The following is a 17,926-nucleotide window of genomic DNA, read 5'->3' as shown; positions in this document are numbered from 1 at the left end:
GCATATCCTTTGTGTTGGTTTTTTATGCATTATCCCGAATCTACACAATGGTATTGGTGCGCATAAGATGCGAATATCTTGTCACTGATAAACAACGGTTATCACAAAAATTATGCCTGCCAACCTTAAACTTCATCAGCTGCGCGCCTTTGTCGATGTGGCCCGCCAGGGCAGTATTCGCGCTGCCAGCCGCTTATCGGGACTTTCACAGCCTGCGCTGACCAAAGCGATTCAGGAACTGGAATTGGCACTCGGTGCGCGCTTGTTCGAACGTCGTCAGCAGGGCGTCACGCTGACGGATATCGGTGATAACTTTTTCCGCCACGCCAGTCTGGTGCTGGAAGAGCTACGTGTGGCGCAGGAAGATATTCAGCAGCGATTGGGATTGGCGGGCGGAAGAGTGAATATCGGCGTGGGCGGCAGCATTGCGCGTACCATCATGCCGCAGGTGATCACTCAATTTCATCGTGAATATCCGCTGGTGAAAGTGCGCATTGTTGAGGGGCAACTGGTGTCGATGGTGCATGAATTGCGGCAGGGCGCGCTGGATTTCACCATTAATACCTACGATCAGCATCACCTGGATCAGGAGCTGATCTTTGAAAGACTGATGCAGCGCGACTATCAGGTGGTGATGCGCAAAGGGCATCCGATGGCGCATGCCCGCTCGTTAGCGGAATTGCAGCACTGCGACTGGACCATGCCGACGCCGCAGGGCAGCTATTACCGCTTGCTGCACGATCTGTTTGGCGAACGCGGTATGGCACCAAAGATCGTAGTGACCTGCGAAACCTTTATGGCCTGCACCAGCCTGGTCGCGAAAAGTGACTTTGTCAGCATTATCTCGCGTGATGTCATCGAAGATCCGACGCACGGTGGCCAGCTCATTGCCCTCGATCTTGACGATCCGCTGCCGAAAGCGACTTTCTATTTGATCCAGCGAAAAGACACCGCGCTGACGCCCATGAGTGCGCACATGGCTCAGCTGTTCCGCCGCTATTGTCAACAAAGGTAAGAGTGCGGCCTGGCTCGCAGCTGATTACTTATTGCCCACTACACTTGCACTGGACGTTCCAATTGTGGAGAACTGACCATGCAAATTACACCTTATGTGTTTTACAACGGCCGCTGTGAAGAGGCGATCGCCTTTTATCTCGCGGCCACTGACGGCGAATTGCTGTTCAAAATGACCTTCGGTGACATGCCGGATGAAACCCCTGTTGAGGATGAAGGCTGCCCCTCTGGCGTGACCTTCTCGCCAGAACAAATCATGCATGCCCATTTGCGTATCGGACAAGGTGAATTGATGATGAGCGATGGTGCACAGCAAACAGACTACGCCGGATTTTCCGTGAGCCTATCCACGCCAGATGAAGCGCAGGGAAAACGCTGGTTTGATGCGTTGTCAGCGGGTGGGGAAGTGACGAAAAAGTGGGAACCGACGTTTTGGGCGCACGGTTTTGGCATGTTTACCGATAAATTCGGGGTGCCCTGGATGGTGAATGCTTATAAACCGCAAATTTGACGGCCCGGTTTTTTACAGCCCGTCAGCACAGGTTGCGGCGCAATTTAATGCACTTCTGAAGCGATATTAAGGCTTCAGAAACACGCGAAAATTGCGCCGCTATAGCATCAGCGTATTAGAAGTTGTAACCCACAACCAGGTAGTAACCCCAGCCCGTCGATTTCACTTCAAACGGACCGTTGCCGAAGTCCAGCTCCTGTCCATCTGCCCACTGGCCGCCATTGTGGAAATAACGTGCCACGGTAGAAACGTGCCAGTGATCGTAGTTCAGCGAAAGAATATGGCTGGATGCGATCGAGTTGCTGGTACGGCCAGAAGCATCACCCAGATCGGAACCCCAGTCGAAGTTGGTGAAGCCGATGTAGCTCAGCTTGCCGCCCCACAGATCGGTAATCGGCACAAAGTATTTCACTTTGAAGCGATATCCATCCCAGCTATTTTCGTTTGCTGCTTCGTAGTTCTGCCATTGATATTTAGCATAAACGTTCAGAGACAGGCCGATATCGCTATGGGTATCGATGTCGGTACCCAGACCCATGTACCAGGTGTTCTGACGCTGTGAAGCGTTGCGGCCCATGTCATAGATATAGTTGTTTGCGAAGTACCACTCTTTAAACGGACCAAATGCCAGGCTGGTGCCGGTCAGTTTATCAATTGAGAAACGTGGCTCAATTTCCATGAACAGCGGCGAACCGTGGTCGAAAATGCCGTTAGCGTTGCTGTTACCCACGCCAAAGAAGTTGGTCAAATCCGCATAGCCGTAGAAATCGAACCAGTCTTTTTTAGCAAAGGCTTCGTATTCGAGATACACGTCATTGTTGAACTGCGGTCCGAAGCGGGTGTGCGTACTGCCCACCACGTTAACGCTCTGGTGCCACCAGTCTGAAAGATACTGCGGATCGCTGTCTGCCGCTTGTGCCGCGCCGGTCCAGCTGCTGGCCAGTAAGGCCCCTGCTATCAATGCTTTAAATTTCATTATTTTATTAACCACATGCTAGTGATTGCTGCGGTTGCGCCGCAATCGAGTGAAATCGATCCCAGGGGATGGGCCGTGTGTTGTTTTTATCCGGTCTGAATCGCCGAATTTTCAAATGTGCGTAATGTGCCTGTAACAGAGCGATAGGAAATAGATTTTGATCACGTTTGTCAAAATGTGTTGCATTTTGATTCACTGAATATGTGATTATGATCACATAAATGCTGTGTGGCGAACGGAACCCCGCAACCGTTTACGTTGTCGCGTACGGTGGCAAAGAGGTCAGATGCGGATAAAGGATAGGGCGGCACGATTCATCGTGCGTCTTTGGAATTTAATAGCGGAAAAATATGTGATTCATCGCGTGCCGAGGGAGTTTAATGATGTGGAAAATGACCCAAAGCCCAAAGCCCAAAGCCCAAAGCCCAAAGCCCAAAGCCCAAAGCCCAAAGCCCAAAGCTCAAAGCTCAAAGCTCAAAGCCCAATAGCCGATACCTCCGCCGCTACCACGCTTGATATTCAAGGCGGTAGCGACACGTTGGTCATGGCAAGGTAACGCGTACCTGCAGGCCGGAAATCTGCCCCTGGGCGTTATGGCAGTTAGACAGCGCGACTTGCATCTGATGCTTCTGCGCCACGCTGCGCACAATCGACAGACCTAAACCGCTGCCTTGCGCCTGCACATCTGGCGAACGGGTGAAGCGATCAAAAGCGCGTTCGATAAAGGATTCCGGCATGCCCGGCCCGTTATCAACGATATCCACCACCGTGTGATTACCAACACGATGCAGCAGTACATCCACCAGGCTGCCTTCCGGGGTGTGCAACATCGCGTTGCCGATCAGGTTATCAAACAGGCTACGCAAATCGGAACGGCTGGCGTGCAGGCGATAGTGCGTGGTGCCATTAAAACCGATATCAATACCGCGTTTATCGGCGACGACCATCAACTGCTCAATGCTCTCTTTCAGCAGATCATCGAGCTGGATGGTTTCCACCGTGGCCACCACCGACTGATCTTCCTGGCGTGAGATATTCAGCAACTGAGTTACCAGATGGCGCGTCCGTGTGACGCCCGCTTCCAGCTGATCAAACTGACGGCTGGCTTCACCCGGCTGAATGTGCTGGCGCAGATTTTCCAGCTGTAAGGTGACCGCGGTGACCGGTGTGCGCAGTTCATGGGCGGCATCTTCAAGGAACTGGCGCTGTGATGACCATGCCGCACGCAGTTTATCCAGCAATGAGTTGTAGGCCGCCACCAGCGGCAGCACTTCATCCGGTAAGCCATCCGGCGACACCGCGTGCGGATGCAGTGTCTCTTGTGCGGCAATTTGCCGCGAGGCGACGCGTAAATCCCGCGTGATGGCGCGCACCACCAGCCAGATCACCAGCAGTGACAGCGGCATCATCAGTATCAATGGAATGATGGCGGACAACACGCGTTTCACCATCAGGCTCTTCATATAGCCGATGTTGTGCAGTACCTGAATGTTTCCGATTTCACTGCCCAGTTCGCCGGGGCGGGTATACACGCGCCAGTCACAGTCATCGCCACAGTCGCCGACTTTTAAGTCGGACCAGCCTTTTTTCGCCTGCAGCGGGGCCTGTAAGGCAGGCCATGAGCTGGCACGCAGATGATTGTTGGTGTCCCACAGCTGAACGATATAAGTGCTTTTCAGCTTCTCTTGCTGCATCACCATAGGCATTAACGCGGGCATACGCTGACTGGAAGACCAGGCATCGGCGATCTTGGCGAGCTGATCGTCCTTCATGGTGCCCATCATGTCGCCATAACAGTGGTAGAAATACCAGGTCACGCCGCCGATCATCGCCAGATGCAGCAGCACCAGCGTGGCGAGCAGTTTGTTACGCAGGGATCGCATAAAGGTGAAAGGTTTCATATTGCCGGTACCCGCCAGCCTAAACCGCGCACGTTGCGAATCACTTCGTTATCGAGCTTGCGGCGCATACCGTGGATCAGCACATCAACAGCGTTACTGGTGACTTCTTCACCCCAGCCATAAATGCGGTTCTCTAATTGTTCGCGTGACAGAATCGCGCCCGGTCGCTCCAGCAGGGCGTAGAGCAGGGCATATTCGCGGGCGGTTAGCTGTTCGCGTTGTCCTTTATACAGCACTTCGCGCGTCATCATATCCAGCTGCACATCGCCACTGCCTAACAGGGAATCCGCCGCTCCGTGACGACGTCGGGTGATTGCACGCATGCGCGCCAGTACCTCTTGCAGATCAAAGGGTTTAAGCAAATAGTCATCGGCGCCGCTGTCGAGACCCTGAATACGTTGTTGCACCGTGTCACGCGCAGTCAGCACCAGCACGGGCGTCATGTCGCCTCGCGTGCGTGCGCGCTTCAGCACGTGAATACCGTCTTCACGCGGTAAGCCGAGATCGAGCAGCACGCAGGTGTAGCCGCCGTCGGCCCAGGCATTGGAGGCATAGACGCCATCACGCACCCAGTCCACTGACCAACCTGCCGCTTCTAACGCCTGCTGCAAGTTGGCGCCAATCATTTCATCATCTTCTACCAGCAGCACACGCATAGTGTTCTCCCAAACTGATGGACGCAGTGTAACGCCAGATAATTAGGCCAGAATTACCCTCCGTCATACTTCCCGCTACAGATGTGTGAGCGGTGAGCGCTTATCCCGAGACTGACTTAGGCAAGCTCCCGAGGATTCCTACTCTTACTGCCTTTCTGCCGCTGGAATGATTTAGACGGAGTACGCGTTTTCCCCCTTGCTAATTCTGCGCTAATTTTCTGCTAATTAAGGGATAAATTTAACGCGCTACAGTGACTGCACTGGACATTTTGTCGAAGCAGGAGGTTCCCATGAATCAGCGCGAATTTATCCGTAGTTTGCTGGACTGGATTGAAGACAACTTAGGTCACGATTTGCATCTGGATGAAGTAGCACGCCGCTCGGGATACTCCCGCTGGCATCTGCAGCGTCTATTCCGTCAGCACACCGGTTTTTCTCTGGCAGAGTACATCCGTCAGCGTCGGTTAACTGAGTCAGCGCTCACGCTGATCAACAGCGACGAAGCGATTTTGCAGGTGGCGATGAGCTACGGGTTTGATACGCAGCAGGCGTATACCCGCACCTTTAAGAACTATTTCAGCGTCACGCCGGGTCAATTGCGTCGTCAGCGCCGCGTTGAACAGGAACGTCTGTTGTTCCCGCTGGCGGTGGCCAGTTGATCGATGACGCTGAGATTGATCTGCACAGAAGACGTAGCGGCGCAATTTATTGCGCAGTAAATCGCGAAGGGATTGCGCGATAAATTACGCCGCTCCACCACGTTCGCTGATTAAATTCGGTGCTTATTGCGGCTTTTACTTTTAAGCTGCTGTTCTCCGTTTGTTACCCACCAGAGAACATGGACAACAGCGATAATCTCACCGCCATGATGCTGTTTGCGCGCGTCGTTGAGCGGCAAAGCTTTAGCGAAGCCGCGCGCACCTTAGGCGTCTCTAAATCGCATGTCAGTCGCGAAATCGCGCGGCTGGAAGTACGGCTCGGCATCAAACTGTTGCAGCGCACCACGCGCAAAGTCGCATTGACCGAGTTGGGTCAGGCTTATTATCCGTTTTGTACCCGCATGCTGGAAGAGATGCACCGCGCCGATGCGTTTGTGCAGCAGGTTCATCAACTGCCCGCGGGTAATGTGCGCTTGCAGGCACCGATTACCTTTGGCTGTCAGTGCGTCGTTCCCACTCTGAATGACTTTATCCGCCGCCACATTCATATCAACGTCGATCTCGAATTGACCACCAGCGACGATCCGCAGCCCAGCGCAGATGTGGCGATAGTGATTCGCGCGCGTGCGCCGGAAGTGGCCAATTATCGCGAACTGAGCACCATCGAGTGGGGACTCTATGCCACACCAGATTATCTGGCGGCGCATCCTGCTATCGACCATCCTGAACGCCTGACGCGGCATGATTTGTTACTGTTTCACGGCCCCGCGCACACGGCCGCACTGCCGTTTCGTCGTGAAAAACAGCGGCTGGCGCTGGATGTGCACAGCCGTTTTCGTGCCAACAACAGCATGGCGCTGCTGAATGCGGCGCTGGCGGGCACCGGCATTGCTTATCTGCCCGCGTATATGACGCAGGACGCCCTGCGGCGGGGTGAAATCCAACAGGTACTGCCCGAATGGCAAATGGACCGCTTACACAGTTATTTGTTGCTTAAAGAGCAGCCGCAACCCTCATCACCCGTGACGCTACTGTGTGATGCATTGATCACGGCACTCAGCGGCAACTGATTGTTGTTTACTGGCAACAATACTGCGCTGGTTGGCAAATATCCCTCCCTCCCTGTTTTAAGTCGTGCTCCCCTGTTAGCCTGCTAAAAAAAGCAATAACAGGGAATCACTATGTCGCAATCATCAACCGTGTTAGCGCCTGAGCAGCAACACTGGAAGCGTAATTTGTTTGTCTGCGTGCTGGGTTCGTTCAGCACAATTGTGGCGATGACGTTGCTGCTGCCATTTCTGCCACTTTATGTGCAGCAACTTGGCGTGCAGGAACCTGCAGCGATTGCACGCTGGTCGGGTGCTGCGTATGGTGCCACTTTCCTCAGCGCCGCGTTAACCGCGCCGTTGTGGGGCAAACTGGCGGATCGCTATGGCCGCAAACTGATGTTGATCCGTGCCAGCCTCGGGATGGCGGTTGCCATGTCGCTGATTGGTATGGCGACGGCGCCGTGGCAACTGGTTGCTTTGCGTTTGCTGGCGGGATTGTTGGGGGGCTACGCATCGGGTTCAACCATCATGGTCGCGGCGCAAACGCCAAAAGAGCAGACGGGTTGGGCGCTGGGTGTGTTGTCCTCCGGCATTATGGCGGGCAACGTGGTGGGGCCACTGCTGGGCGGGGTATTGCCACCACTGATAGGGATTCGCCACACTTTCTGGCTGACTGGTGCCGTGATTTTCCTCGCCTTCCTTGCTACGACTTTTTTATTAAAAGAAGCACCGCGTCAGCCGGGTAAAAAAGTGGCGCAAACCCACAATGAGAGCGAAACACCGGTCAATCTGCCGCTGGTGCGACTGATGTGGCTGTCCGGTATGTTGCTTATTTTCGCCAATATGTCGATTGAACCGATTATCACGTTGTATATCGGTCAATTCGTGCAGGGCGATCATGCGATTACCGTGACGGCGGGCGTGGTGATGGCGGCGGCTGCGCTGGGCAGTATTCTCTCGGCTCCGCGTTTAGGACGCCTGGCGGATCGGGTAGGGCATGGGCGTGTGCTGGTTTACGGCCTGGTTGTTTGTGCCCTGTTGTTGATCCCACAGGCATTTATCACCCAAGCCTGGCAACTGGTGCTGCTGCGTTTTCTGATGGGCATGGCGCTGGGTGGTTTGATGCCGTGCGTGACGGCGCTGATTCGCCATAATGTGCCGCAGGGGCAGGTGGGGAAAATGCTGGGTTATTCGACCTCGGCACAATACGTCGGCCAGGTCTCAGGTCCCTTATTTGGCGGGTTTGTCGGCGGTGCTTTCGGTATGCGCCCGGTATTTCTGGCGACCTGTGTGATCATGGCGCTGTGCGCGCTGTTGAATGCGCGAGTGTTAAAAAAGCGCTAGCGGCGCAAGGCTCTGCGTTTTGAACAGCTTATAAAACGTCTTTCTGGATACACTTTAGGCTGGGTTTCGGCTGGAGATGCAGGCCGTAAGACAATAAAAAAGGCGGGCTTTGCAGCCCGCCTTTATCACATCAAACCAGAAACTTATTTAGCATCTGGCAGTGCGTAGGCAATGACGTAATCGCCCAGCTTGGTGCCAAACGAACCGTGACCACCCGCCGCAATGACAACGTACTGCTTGCCATCCACTTCATAGGTCATTGGTGTTGCCTGGCCGCCGGCTGGCAGACGTGCCTGCCACAGCATTTCCCCGGTGTTGGTGTCGAATGCGCGCAGGTAGTTATCCGCCGTCGCACCAATGAAGAACACGTTACCGGCAGTGGTAATTGGGCCGCCCAGCATTGGCATACCCATTTTGAACGGTACCGGAACTGGCGCGCTGTCGCGAACGGTACCGATACGTTTTTTCCACACGGTTTCGTTGGTTTTCAGGTCAACCGCTGAGACATAGCCCCATGCCGGTTGTTTACATGGCAGACCCAACGGAGACAGGAACGGATTCAGTTCCACGCCGTACGGAACACCGTACTGCGGCTGGATACCGGTTTCAGTACCTGAACCGCCTTTGTCATCGGCTGGTGGCTCGATCGGGTTACCCGGACCGCGTGGCACCAGTTTAGAGACAAACGGCAGCGCCATTGGGTTCGCAATCGCGATCTGACGATGTGGATCTACCGCGATACCGCCCCATTCGAACATACCGAGGTTGCCTGGGAACACCAGCGTACCCTGCTCAGACGGCGGGGTGAACGGACCTTCGTAGCGCAGACGCTTGAAGATCACGCGGCACACCAGCTGGTCGAACATGGTCGCGCCCCACATGTCCTTGTCCGTCAGGTTGTTCTTCGGACGGAAGGTCAGTTCGGAGTACGGCTGAGTTGGGGATACGTGATCACCTTTCGCAGCGCCCTGTGGCACTGGGGTTTCCGGTGCGGGGACAACTGGCTTACCAGTACGGCGATCCAGTACAAAGATGTTACCGGTTTTGGCCGGGGCATAAATCACCGGAACAGTGTTGCCATCTTTGTCAGTGATATCGGCCAGCGTCGGTTGTGACGGCAGGTCCATATCCCACAGATCGTGATGCACGGTCTGATACGACCACACCAGCTTACCGGTGGTGGCGTTCAGGGCCAGTACGCTGCTTGCGAAACGTTCCTGGTCAGGCGTGCGGTTACCGCCCCAGATGTCTGGTGTGGTCACGCCCATTGGCAGGAATACGGTATCCAGTTTTGGATCGTAGACCGCCGGTGCCCAGGAGTTCGGCGAGTTCATGGTGAAAGTGTGTTCATCATCTGGAATCGCGTTAGGATCTTTCGCGCCCGGATCGAACACCCACAGCAGTTTACCGGTGTTGACGTCAAAGCCACGAATGGCGCCAGACGGTTCACGGGTTGAGTAGTTATCGGTGACGGCACCCGCGATCACGATAGTGGTATCCGTGATGATCGGTGGTGAAGTCGGCTCATACTGGCCTGGGGTCAGTACGGGCTGTTTGTGCTGCAGATCCAGCTCACCGTTGTTACCAAACGCGGCACAACGTTCACCCGTTTCCGCATCCAGCGCGAACAGGCGACCATCGTTTACCGGCAGGTAAATACGGCGCGAGCACAGCGCAGGTTGGGTATTAGATGCATCGGCAGCAGCAGGCATTTCATGATACGAAACACCACGGCAGGTCACGTGCTGGAAGGTTGGATTCGGTTTGAGGCCCGGATCAAATTTCCACTTCTGCTTACCGGTTTTCGCATCCAGCGCAAACAGAATCTGGTGCGGCGAGCAGAGATACAGGGTGTCGCGGATTTTAATCGGCGTCACTTCGTCGGTGATTTCACCTGGGTCGTTCGGGGTTTTCAGATCGCCCGTCTGGAACTGCCAGGCAACCTGCAACTCTTTCACATTACCGGTGTTGATTTGCTTCAGTGGAGAGAAGCGCGTGCCTTGCTGATCGCGGGCATAAGCAGGCCAGTCAGCATCCTTGATGTTGCTTAGCGGCTGCGCTTGCGGGGCATTATCTGCCGCAGCAGGAATTTCACCGTTCAGCTCTTGTGGATCGTGGAACACTGCCCACGCCAGCACCAGCACGCTGGCAATCAGCGCAACGGCCATCAGACCCAGCGCGCCTTTACCTGCGTGATTCAGACCGCGATATACAAACGGCAGAATCAACCAGATGCCGAAGATCACCAGCACATCGGTACGTGGTGCCAGCGCCCAGAAGTCGAAACCGACTTCCCAAACACCCCACACCAGCGTTGCCAACAGCAACAGTGCATACAGCATGATCGCTGCGCCGCTACGACGCCACAGCAGGATAGCGGTGATCAACATAATCACACCGCCAATAACGTAGTACCAGGAACCACCAATTGCGGCTAGCCATACACCGCCTACCAGCATAAATGCGCCCGTGAGCAGTGCGAACAGCACCGTCAAAAAGCGAATCACGCCAAAAGATGAGGAAGCTTTCCCCATAATATTAACCTCTTTCTTTGCCATAAACTTAAAAGGAAACAACGCATTAGGTTGTTTCCCGACATAGAGTACGAAGTGACTTAAAATGTTCGATCGCAGCGCTTCCGTTACGCCAGATGATCCCTTTGCGTTAAATTTTATCTTAAAAACGTTAACGGGTTTGATTTTTTTAGTGCTTTGCGCTTGTGGAATGGTAGTAGTGCGACATTTTATGAGGAGATTCTAACGTTATGCCCGAAGAGATCGGGACATAACGGCAAAAGTCGGAATTTCGTGTAAGCGTTTACACTTCAAACAGGGTGCTGCTGGTGCGTTGCTCCTGCCAACCTGAAAGTTGCAGGTCTTCATAGACAGACAACGGCAGAGCTAATTGCGGAGTACGTAATATCACCTCTGCTTCTCTTTCGCGGCAGGAGCCGAGCAAAAAGGGAAAGCTGAACTTGAGATAATTATCATTGAAGAAATCATCGTTCAGAACAATTCCTCTAAAGGGAAAAGAGGCAATATTCTTCCAGCACGTTCCTGGCGGAGCCAAATCATAAAGCCAGAATGCGTGATGCTGAGCGGCCTCTCGCAATGCCGCTTCATCCTTAACTAAACTGGCATAATTGATGGCAAGGGACACATTTTCCAATTGCAGGCTGGGATAATTTTCCGGCGACTGTAAAAAGCGCGCAAGACTATTTCCCACTAAAGGGATAATTATTCGCTCGGGCGTATCGGGCAACTGATTGTGCAGTGAAATTATGTTGCTTCCGTTAAGTAATGCTGTGCTTTCCTGTTCACAATGCATAAAGGGGGCTGAATAACACACGCCCATCAGTGCGCCGTCGAGGCGACGGATACGCTCAGTAACATAAGGATTGTATGAACTGTTTTCCATTTATCTCTATGAATAAATTAATTAACTGGAACGTCTTAATTATTATAAGGACGGCAAGGTTGCTGTGATCTTTACGCTTCCAATATAGATCGAATTGTTTGTTAAGGTCACCTTTTTTAGCTGTCTCTGATAGAGAGATATGGCGGTTAAAAGATGTATTTAATATTGAGTTATTGGAATTTCTGGAATGATTCAGATATTTTCAGGTGAAAACAATCAGCCTGCTAATATTCAGAACTCTATGCTTAGTTAAATTTTAGATAAGCAACTGTTTTTAAAGCGCACGGCTAGCCATTGCTTGCCAGCGTCAGATGTCGCACTCTGTGGCCGGAAAATGATAATGAGAGCCGTTCGACGGCTTTTCACCAGGCTGGTGCAATGACGCTGGCCGGATGCTGATTTAGGATGGGATAAAATATGGCTTCATCGTTATCCGCAGCAGAAGACTCTCTGTTGCGGCACAGGTCGTTTGTCGCCTTCTGGTTGGCACGCACCTGTTCATCGTTTGGTTTCCAGATGTTCTCCGTGGCGGTGAGCTGGCAAATCTACGCCCTTACCCACAGCGCGATGGCGTTAGGGATGATTGGCCTGATGCAGTTCCTGCCTTCGGTGTTACTGGCTCTGCCGGCCGGCCATCTCGCCGACCAGTTTGATCGCCGCCGCATTGTGCTGGTCGGGCAATTGATTGAATGGCTAGCCCTGCTTGGCCTGGTGGCACTGACGCTGATGCACTGGGCGGATAAAATTGAAATTTGGGGACTGGTGTTTCTGATCTCTGTTGCTAAAGCGCTGGAGTGGCCGTCGATCACCTCCATGCTCCCTGCGCTGGTTCCTCCACCGATTCTCGCGCGTGCCATGGCGGCGAGTTCGGTGGGCGGTCAGGCTGCGGTGATTGTCGGCCCAACCTTAGGGGGTCTGCTGTATGTGGCTGGCCCCGAGGTGGTGTACGGCGTTTCAGCCCTGTTTTATCTCTTCTCGCTGGTGTTGGTCAGCCGCCTCCGCTATGAACGTCAACCTCAAACGCGTATGCCGATGAATCTTACGACCATGTTTGCGGGCGTGCGTTTTATTCGTGAGCGCAAAGATGTGCTGGGTGTGATCTCTCTCGATCTGTTCGCCGTGCTACTGGGTGGCGCCACCGCGCTGTTGCCGATCTTCGCGCAGGATATTCTGCATACCGGCCCCTGGGGATTAGGCATGCTGCGCGGAGCGCCTTCTGTGGGGGCGCTCATTGTTGGCGTGTGGCTGAGTCGCCACAAGCTGGAAAAGCACGTCGGCATGATTATGTTTGGTTCTGTCGCGGGCTTTGGTGTGGCTACGCTGGTGTTCGCGCTCTCCACGCAATTATGGCTGTCTCTGCTGGCGCTGGCCGCGCTGGGCGGGTTCGATATGGTGAGCATGGTGATTCGCGGCGCGCTGGTGCAGCTGGATACGCCGGATGACATGCGCGGTCGCGTGAATGCGGTCAACGCCATCTTTATTAATACCTCAAATCAGCTTGGTGAGTTTGAGTCAGGCATGCTGGCAGCGTGGATGGGGGCGGTGCCTGCCGCAGCGCTTGGCGGTATTGGCACGCTGGTGGTGGTGGCGGTCTGGATGACGATTTTCCCGCATCTGCGCAAACGGCAGAAGCTGGAGAACGAAAACGCAGGATAAGCGCCAACAAAAACCGGCTCGCGAGCCGGTTAATGATGTCACCACTCTGCAATGCCATGAAAAGCCCCGCGCAAAGGGGGACCTGCGCGGGGAGGTTGACCTTAAACGGTCGCGGTTTTCCCCAGGCTGGCGTCAAATTGTTTCCAGCTGTCTGTCATATCCACCACGGTTTTCGATTTTCGTGCTTCATCGATTTTAATCGCGGTCAGGCCCGCTTCCAGTGCATCCACCACGGAGACTTTCAGTGGCGTTCCCTGTTTAATGTGTTTGACGATCTCTTCAGCCATCAACGCATCGGCACCATAGTGACCGTCATAGGCATTGCCGCTGTAAGTGGTATCGACCTCGCGCTCGCCAGTGCGGGCGTTGTGCACGCGGAAGTAGTTACGCACAAAGTCACCCTCAGCCATGCCATCGGTGCCCATCACGCAGAAACGCCGAAACTCATCCGGCACGTTAAGGTTGGCGTGGAAGGCGAGCGTTGCGCCATTGGCGTATTCGATCAGCGCTGTCTGGTAGTCGACGATGTCGGCATCGCCATCAAACACCGCATCCGTGCTTGACCAGCCGCTGGGTTTAACGTGATACACCTCAGATTGCGGTGTGACAGCCCCGGTGGGTGCATGTTGCGGCGTGAAGTTTTTACGCCCACCAAAGCTGGCGACGCGCACCGGGCGTTCACCGACTAATCCTTGATAGAGATCGATATCGTGGCAGCATTTTTCCAGAATATAAGGACCGGCGTATTTTTCCAGACGTCGCCAGTCTCGCTGGAAGAAGGCCCCGTGGTAAGGCTTGATGTGTTCCGTGGCTTCGATTGAGGTGATCTCGCCCAGGCGATGTTCGTCACGCGCGTTTAAGAGATCGTGATACAGCGGTGAGTAGCGTAAAACTAAGCCGACCAGAATACGCTCATGCCCATATTGCTGCACCAGCTGTGCCATCGCCATGGTCTGTTCTTCATTGATCACCACCGGTTTCTCAGTGAACACGGTGTAACCGGCGGCCAGCCCCTGGCGAATATGCTCAAGGTGCATAAAGTTGGGTGACCCGACCAGCAGCAGATCGAACCCACCGTGCTGGAGTAGCGCATCCACGTTGTCGAACGCCTTCCCGGCATCAATGCCGAAGGTGTGGAGATTCGGCAAGCCAGCGGGAGCCGGATCGACGTAACCCACCACGGAGAACTCTGCGTCAGCTTTGTTGAACTCTTTCACGACATGAGAAAGACGAAAGCCCAGACCAATAATGCCCACTTTCATGTTGTACCCCTGAAGCCCGTTGCTGGTTAGCTGCCCGACCCATCAGGCTGCTGATAATCTGACCGTTAACTTATTACGGCAGAAAAACTAATGTCAATCCATAACGCCGATCTCAAATTGGTGTTTTTTGTTATCTTTATGTTTTAAATGGACATTAATTAACTATACGGAATGCGTATTTATTTGTGATTGCGATTTAAGTTTTTTTCCCCTATCTTTCGCACATCTATAAGCGTCATGCCTTGGTGGCAGGCAGGAGGAAGCGCGTGCAATCACTTTTGCTGGGTATTGATGGCGGTGGTACGCACTGTCGCGGGCGCCTGACGGACCACGCTGGCCGCGTGCTGGCGGAAGCGACGGGCGGGCCCGCCAATGTCTGGTCGCAGTATGATGCCGCCATCAACGCCATTGAATCGGTCATCGACACGCTATTTCAACAAGCGGGGCTTGCTGCTGATGCGCGTGACCGCACCCTGCTGGTGGCAGGTTTAGCGGGTGCCAATGTGGCATCGGTGCATTCCCGGCTGCAAAGCTGGCAGCCTCGTTGTCAGGCGCGTTATCTGTTTACCGATGTCGAAATCGCCTGTGCGGGGGCGCACGATGGTGCACCCGGCGCGGTGTTGATTGTCGGGACGGGCAGTCAGGGCGCAGCCTGGGACGGCGCGCAGTTTACCCTGCTGGGCGGCTGGGGTTTTGCCCTGTCAGATGCCGGTTCAGGCGCCATCCTTGGGCGCCGGGCACGCCGCTTAGCGCTGCTGGCGCACGAAGCTATCGTGCCTGCTTCGGCGCTGACTGAACGCATCATGGCGCTGCATCAACACAGTCCGGAACAGATGTTACTCTGGTCACAGCAGGCAACACCCGCCGAATGGGGCAGTGTGGTGCCTGAGGTCTTTACCGCCGCGCAGCAGGGCGATCCTCATGGTATTGCGCTGGTGCAGCAGGCCGCTGCCGATATCGTGCAGATGGTGCAGCCCTTGCTGGCGCGCAGTCACGGCAAATTGGCCCTGATGGGGGGACTCGCGGTGCCGATTCAGCCCTGGTTACCCGCCGACATTGCCGCGCAGCTTGTCCCGCCGCAGGGTGATGCCTTAAGCGGTGCATTGCGCCTTGCCAGCCAGTTCAGCCAGCAACCGGCTTAGCCTCTTCCAACTTAAAAAAGAGATCCATGAGCGCTCCCAACGTAACTGCACGCATTTTGCGCCTGATTGTCGAAAATGCGCCAATCAGCCAGTCTGATCTTAAAGTTCGTAGCGGCCTGAGCATGTCTACGGTATCGCAGGCCACTAATCGTTTGCTGTCCGGCGGTATTGTGCAGGAGCTGGGGCTGCGTCGTGTCTCAATGGGACGACCGAAAACACTGCTCGGCCTCAATCCGGATCACGCCAGCGTAGTCGGCATTCAACTTAATGCCGAACGCAACCTGATTGTCTTAACCGACCTGAGCGGCAACATCATCGGCGAGCAGCAGATCCCGTCCGGCGCGATGACTCCTAAACAACTGGGTGACGCGCTGGCGAAGTTTTTGCGTGGCGTGGAAGGAAAGAAAGTCGGTGCCATTGGGCTGGCGCTTTCAGGTCTGGTGGATGCCAGCAACGGCGTTTGCGTGTTGTCACGCGCGCTGGGCTGGAACAACTTGCCGATTGCGCGCCTGCTGGAAGAGCGTTTTTCGCTGCCGGTCTTTATCGAAAATGATGCCAATGCGTTAGCCATGGCCGCACTGGTGTTTGGTCAACTGGGCCATGCGCAATCCGCGGTGATTGCCACTTTTGGCAAAGGTATTGGGGCGGGAATTCTGCTGGACCGCCAGCTCTATCGTGGCCGTCATGGTAAAGCCGGAGAGATTGGCGTGTCATTGCTCGGTGATGGTTCTGAGCGATTGCTGGAAGATGTGGCCTCATCACAAGCGATTTTGCAGCGCGTGGCGGTTTCTCTGAAAGAGGCGCTGCCGCAGACATTACGCGATCTGGATAGCCAGCCCACGCCTGAAGTGCTCAGTGCACTGGCGGAAGCCGGACAGCACCTGGGCATGTCGCTGGCGAATCTGTCGGTGGCTTATGATCCTGACGTGGTGTATCTGGCGATGGAGCCGCAGATGGCATCGCGCATCCTGCTCGACCATATCACGCAGAGTTTCCAGACCTACCGGCTGAAGATCACGCCGCAGATGACGCCGCTGCAGTTCCTCACCGAGTCGAATCGTATGTGGGCACAAGGGGCGGCAGGCTTTGCGGTGAATAAGCTGTTAGATTTGCTGGCGGCGCAGGCCGATGAAGAGACGGTGCCTTAAAACGGCAATCTGAGTCGTGGCGCGCACGGAATCGAAACTTACCGTCTGTTCAGAGAGGGCGCTGTAGCAAAACCACGGCGCTTGCTTCGTTGAGGCGCCTAACGCAGGCGCAATCCTTGCTCATCAAACAACATCCCGCGTTCAGCATTGATCTGATAACTGACGCGGTCGCCAATCTCATGCTCTGCCGCGTTGCGTTCCTCAATCACCAATAACTTCTCCTCACCGATATCCAGATAAAGATAGTTGGTGTGCCCCAGCATCTCACTGAATGACAAATCGGCGCTGAAGCTCAGCGTATCGGTTTCCTGCTGCGCCGGAGAGAAATGCTCGGGTCGAATCCCCAGCGTGACTTTTTGTCCTTCATGGCAGGCTGCATCTATCTTCATGGTCAGCGTGTGAATGCCTAAGGCAGGCACGCGCAGTTGCACGGCACCTGGCGCGACCGTGGCAACTTCCGCCTGCAGGAAGTTCATCTTCGGTGAACCGATAAACCCAGCGACAAACAGATTGTCGGGATCGTGATACAGCGCCATCGGTGCACCCACCTGCTCAATTTTGCCCTGACGAAGTACCACGATGCGGTCGGCCAGCGTCATCGCTTCCAGCTGGTCGTGCGTGACATAAATCATGGTGTTGCCCAGAGAGGCATGCAGGCGAGCGATCTCAATGCGCATCTGTAACCGCAGCTCAGCATCCAGATTGGAGAGCGGTTCATCAAACAGGAAAATGCGTGGATGGCGGATAATGGCGCGGCCGATGGCCACACGCTGACGCTGGCCGCCGGAGAGCGCACGTGGCAGGCGATCCAGCAGTTCTGTCAGATGCAGGCGCGCGGCCGTCTGGTTAATCGCTTTCTCGATTTCTGCTTTGGATTTCTTCATCACTTCCAGCGGGTAAGCCAGATTGCCGCGCACCGTCATATTCGGATAGAGCGCATAAGACTGGAATACCATGGCAATGCCGCGCTCGGTGGCGGGCTGGTGCGTCATGTCTGCGCCCTCAATCAGTAGCTTGCCGTCACTGATCTCCTCCAGCCCGGCAATCATGCGTAGCAGCGTCGATTTACCGCAGCCGGAAGGGCCGACAAACACCACAAATTCGCCGCTGTTAATAGTGAGATCGATACCGTGGATCACATTCACATGGTCGTAGGACTTTTTAACGCTTTGCAGGTGCAGGCTGGTCATG

Annotated in this window: 16 protein-coding genes; 9 read left to right on the top strand and 7 right to left on the bottom strand. The window is 54.7% G+C overall.

What is annotated here, in order from left to right:
- Window positions 1–112 precede the first annotated feature (112 nt).
- Both ACCW76_RS05720 and yjdN read left to right on the top strand, forming a co-directional pair.
- Window positions 113–1,015 (top strand): LysR family transcriptional regulator, encoded by a 903-nt coding sequence (locus ACCW76_RS05720; protein ID WP_436337991.1) that lies wholly within the window; start codon window positions 113–115, stop codon window positions 1,013–1,015.
- 78 nt (window positions 1,016–1,093) lie between these two features.
- The gene (yjdN, locus tag ACCW76_RS05715; protein ID WP_045832351.1) at window positions 1,094–1,525 is read left to right on the top strand and encodes a VOC family metalloprotein YjdN; all 432 of its coding nucleotides are present in this window, start codon (window positions 1,094–1,096) and stop codon (window positions 1,523–1,525) included.
- Window positions 1,526–1,640: 115 nt separating this feature from the next.
- Here the strand turns inward: yjdN and ACCW76_RS05710 are convergent, their stop codons facing one another.
- On the bottom strand, window positions 1,641–2,501 hold the full coding sequence (locus ACCW76_RS05710) for a nucleoside-specific channel-forming protein Tsx (RefSeq protein ID WP_436337990.1): 861 nt from the start codon (window positions 2,499–2,501) through the stop codon (window positions 1,641–1,643).
- 286 nt (window positions 2,502–2,787) lie between these two features.
- On the opposite strand from ACCW76_RS05710, the gene ACCW76_RS05705 reads away from it, so the two are divergent.
- Window positions 2,788–3,057: a hypothetical protein gene (locus tag ACCW76_RS05705; RefSeq protein WP_436337989.1), complete on the top strand. Its 270-nt coding sequence runs from the start codon at window positions 2,788–2,790 to the stop codon at window positions 3,055–3,057.
- On the opposite strand, the gene ACCW76_RS05700 is transcribed toward ACCW76_RS05705, so the two are convergent.
- Entirely contained in the window at window positions 3,044–4,402 is a 1,359-nt protein-coding gene (locus tag ACCW76_RS05700) for a sensor histidine kinase (protein WP_436337988.1), read from the bottom strand. The genes ACCW76_RS05705 and ACCW76_RS05700 overlap by 14 nt on opposite strands.
- Complete coding sequence (locus ACCW76_RS05695; protein WP_045815982.1) at window positions 4,399–5,058, bottom strand: response regulator; 660 nt, start codon at window positions 5,056–5,058, stop codon at window positions 4,399–4,401. Before ACCW76_RS05695 ends, ACCW76_RS05700 begins: the two co-directional genes overlap by 4 nt.
- A gap of 290 nt (window positions 5,059–5,348) precedes the next feature.
- Here ACCW76_RS05695 and ACCW76_RS05690 point away from each other — a divergent pair, with 290 nt between their 5' ends.
- From ACCW76_RS05690 to ACCW76_RS05680, 3 genes are all read left to right on the top strand, one after another.
- Window positions 5,349–5,717, top strand: coding sequence for a helix-turn-helix domain-containing protein (locus ACCW76_RS05690; protein ID WP_034826803.1), 369 nt, complete (start codon window positions 5,349–5,351; stop codon window positions 5,715–5,717).
- 179 nt (window positions 5,718–5,896) lie between these two features.
- Window positions 5,897–6,787 carry a LysR family transcriptional regulator gene (locus tag ACCW76_RS05685; RefSeq protein ID WP_038643570.1) on the top strand — a complete coding sequence of 297 codons (891 nt, stop codon included), beginning with the start codon at window positions 5,897–5,899 and terminating at the stop codon, window positions 6,785–6,787.
- Window positions 6,788–6,898: 111 nt separating this feature from the next.
- The gene (locus tag ACCW76_RS05680) at window positions 6,899–8,110 is read left to right on the top strand and encodes an MFS transporter (RefSeq protein WP_436337987.1); all 1,212 of its coding nucleotides are present in this window, start codon (window positions 6,899–6,901) and stop codon (window positions 8,108–8,110) included.
- Window positions 8,111–8,253: 143 nt separating this feature from the next.
- On the opposite strand, the gene ACCW76_RS05675 is transcribed toward ACCW76_RS05680, so the two are convergent.
- Together ACCW76_RS05675 and ACCW76_RS05670 are read right to left on the bottom strand one after the other, a co-directional pair.
- Window positions 8,254–10,644, bottom strand: coding sequence for a glucose/quinate/shikimate family membrane-bound PQQ-dependent dehydrogenase (locus tag ACCW76_RS05675; RefSeq protein ID WP_038649714.1), 2,391 nt, complete (start codon window positions 10,642–10,644; stop codon window positions 8,254–8,256).
- Between the two features lie 283 nt (window positions 10,645–10,927).
- Window positions 10,928–11,527: a hypothetical protein gene (locus ACCW76_RS05670; protein ID WP_436337986.1), complete on the bottom strand. Its 600-nt coding sequence runs from the start codon at window positions 11,525–11,527 to the stop codon at window positions 10,928–10,930.
- Window positions 11,528–11,944: 417 nt separating this feature from the next.
- On the opposite strand from ACCW76_RS05670, the gene ACCW76_RS05665 reads away from it, so the two are divergent.
- Complete coding sequence (locus tag ACCW76_RS05665; RefSeq protein ID WP_436337985.1) at window positions 11,945–13,183, top strand: MFS transporter; 1,239 nt, start codon at window positions 11,945–11,947, stop codon at window positions 13,181–13,183.
- 101 nt (window positions 13,184–13,284) lie between these two features.
- Here ACCW76_RS05665 and ACCW76_RS05660 read toward each other — a convergent pair whose 3' ends face one another.
- Window positions 13,285–14,445, bottom strand: coding sequence for a Gfo/Idh/MocA family protein (locus ACCW76_RS05660; protein ID WP_045815986.1), 1,161 nt, complete (start codon window positions 14,443–14,445; stop codon window positions 13,285–13,287).
- 266 nt (window positions 14,446–14,711) lie between these two features.
- Here ACCW76_RS05660 and ACCW76_RS05655 point away from each other — a divergent pair, with 266 nt between their 5' ends.
- Both ACCW76_RS05655 and ACCW76_RS05650 read left to right on the top strand, forming a co-directional pair.
- Window positions 14,712–15,587, top strand: a complete 876-nt coding sequence (locus tag ACCW76_RS05655) for a BadF/BadG/BcrA/BcrD ATPase family protein (protein ID WP_436337984.1) — start codon at window positions 14,712–14,714, stop codon at window positions 15,585–15,587.
- A gap of 26 nt (window positions 15,588–15,613) precedes the next feature.
- Window positions 15,614–16,735: an ROK family transcriptional regulator gene (locus ACCW76_RS05650; RefSeq protein ID WP_436337983.1), complete on the top strand. Its 1,122-nt coding sequence runs from the start codon at window positions 15,614–15,616 to the stop codon at window positions 16,733–16,735.
- Window positions 16,736–16,833: 98 nt separating this feature from the next.
- On the opposite strand, the gene ACCW76_RS05645 is transcribed toward ACCW76_RS05650, so the two are convergent.
- Complete coding sequence (locus ACCW76_RS05645) at window positions 16,834–17,925, bottom strand: ABC transporter ATP-binding protein (RefSeq protein ID WP_436337982.1); 1,092 nt, start codon at window positions 17,923–17,925, stop codon at window positions 16,834–16,836.
- Window position 17,926 lies beyond the last annotated feature (1 nt).

The organism is Pantoea sp. C8B4 (assembly GCF_051336905.1).
Taxonomy (GTDB): domain Bacteria; phylum Pseudomonadota; class Gammaproteobacteria; order Enterobacterales; family Enterobacteriaceae; genus Pantoea; species Pantoea rwandensis_B.
Note: the sequence above shows the minus strand (reverse complement) of the source record. Positions and strands in the feature narration are given on the sequence as shown.

Excerpts from the sequence above, each read along its gene's own strand:
- ACCW76_RS05650 (WP_436337983.1), top strand. The coding sequence starts at position 15,614 with ATGAGCGCTCCCAACGTAACTGCACGCATTTTGCGCCTGATTGTCGAA.
- yjdN (WP_045832351.1), top strand. The coding sequence starts at position 1,094 with ATGCAAATTACACCTTATGTGTTTTACAACGGCCGCTGTGAAGAGGCG.
- ACCW76_RS05645 (WP_436337982.1), bottom strand. The coding sequence starts at position 17,925 with ATGACCAGCCTGCACCTGCAAAGCGTTAAAAAGTCCTACGACCATGTG.
- ACCW76_RS05660 (WP_045815986.1), bottom strand. The coding sequence starts at position 14,445 with ATGAAAGTGGGCATTATTGGTCTGGGCTTTCGTCTTTCTCATGTCGTG.
- ACCW76_RS05700 (WP_436337988.1), bottom strand. The coding sequence starts at position 4,402 with ATGAAACCTTTCACCTTTATGCGATCCCTGCGTAACAAACTGCTCGCC.
- ACCW76_RS05695 (WP_045815982.1), bottom strand. The coding sequence starts at position 5,058 with ATGCGTGTGCTGCTGGTAGAAGATGATGAAATGATTGGCGCCAACTTG.
- ACCW76_RS05705 (WP_436337989.1), top strand. The coding sequence starts at position 2,788 with ATGCGGATAAAGGATAGGGCGGCACGATTCATCGTGCGTCTTTGGAAT.
- ACCW76_RS05685 (WP_038643570.1), top strand. The coding sequence starts at position 5,897 with ATGGACAACAGCGATAATCTCACCGCCATGATGCTGTTTGCGCGCGTC.
- ACCW76_RS05720 (WP_436337991.1), top strand. The coding sequence starts at position 113 with ATGCCTGCCAACCTTAAACTTCATCAGCTGCGCGCCTTTGTCGATGTG.
- ACCW76_RS05665 (WP_436337985.1), top strand. The coding sequence starts at position 11,945 with ATGGCTTCATCGTTATCCGCAGCAGAAGACTCTCTGTTGCGGCACAGG.
- ACCW76_RS05680 (WP_436337987.1), top strand. The coding sequence starts at position 6,899 with ATGTCGCAATCATCAACCGTGTTAGCGCCTGAGCAGCAACACTGGAAG.
- ACCW76_RS05710 (WP_436337990.1), bottom strand. The coding sequence starts at position 2,501 with ATGAAATTTAAAGCATTGATAGCAGGGGCCTTACTGGCCAGCAGCTGG.
- ACCW76_RS05670 (WP_436337986.1), bottom strand. The coding sequence starts at position 11,527 with ATGGAAAACAGTTCATACAATCCTTATGTTACTGAGCGTATCCGTCGC.
- ACCW76_RS05675 (WP_038649714.1), bottom strand. The coding sequence starts at position 10,644 with ATGGGGAAAGCTTCCTCATCTTTTGGCGTGATTCGCTTTTTGACGGTG.
- ACCW76_RS05690 (WP_034826803.1), top strand. The coding sequence starts at position 5,349 with ATGAATCAGCGCGAATTTATCCGTAGTTTGCTGGACTGGATTGAAGAC.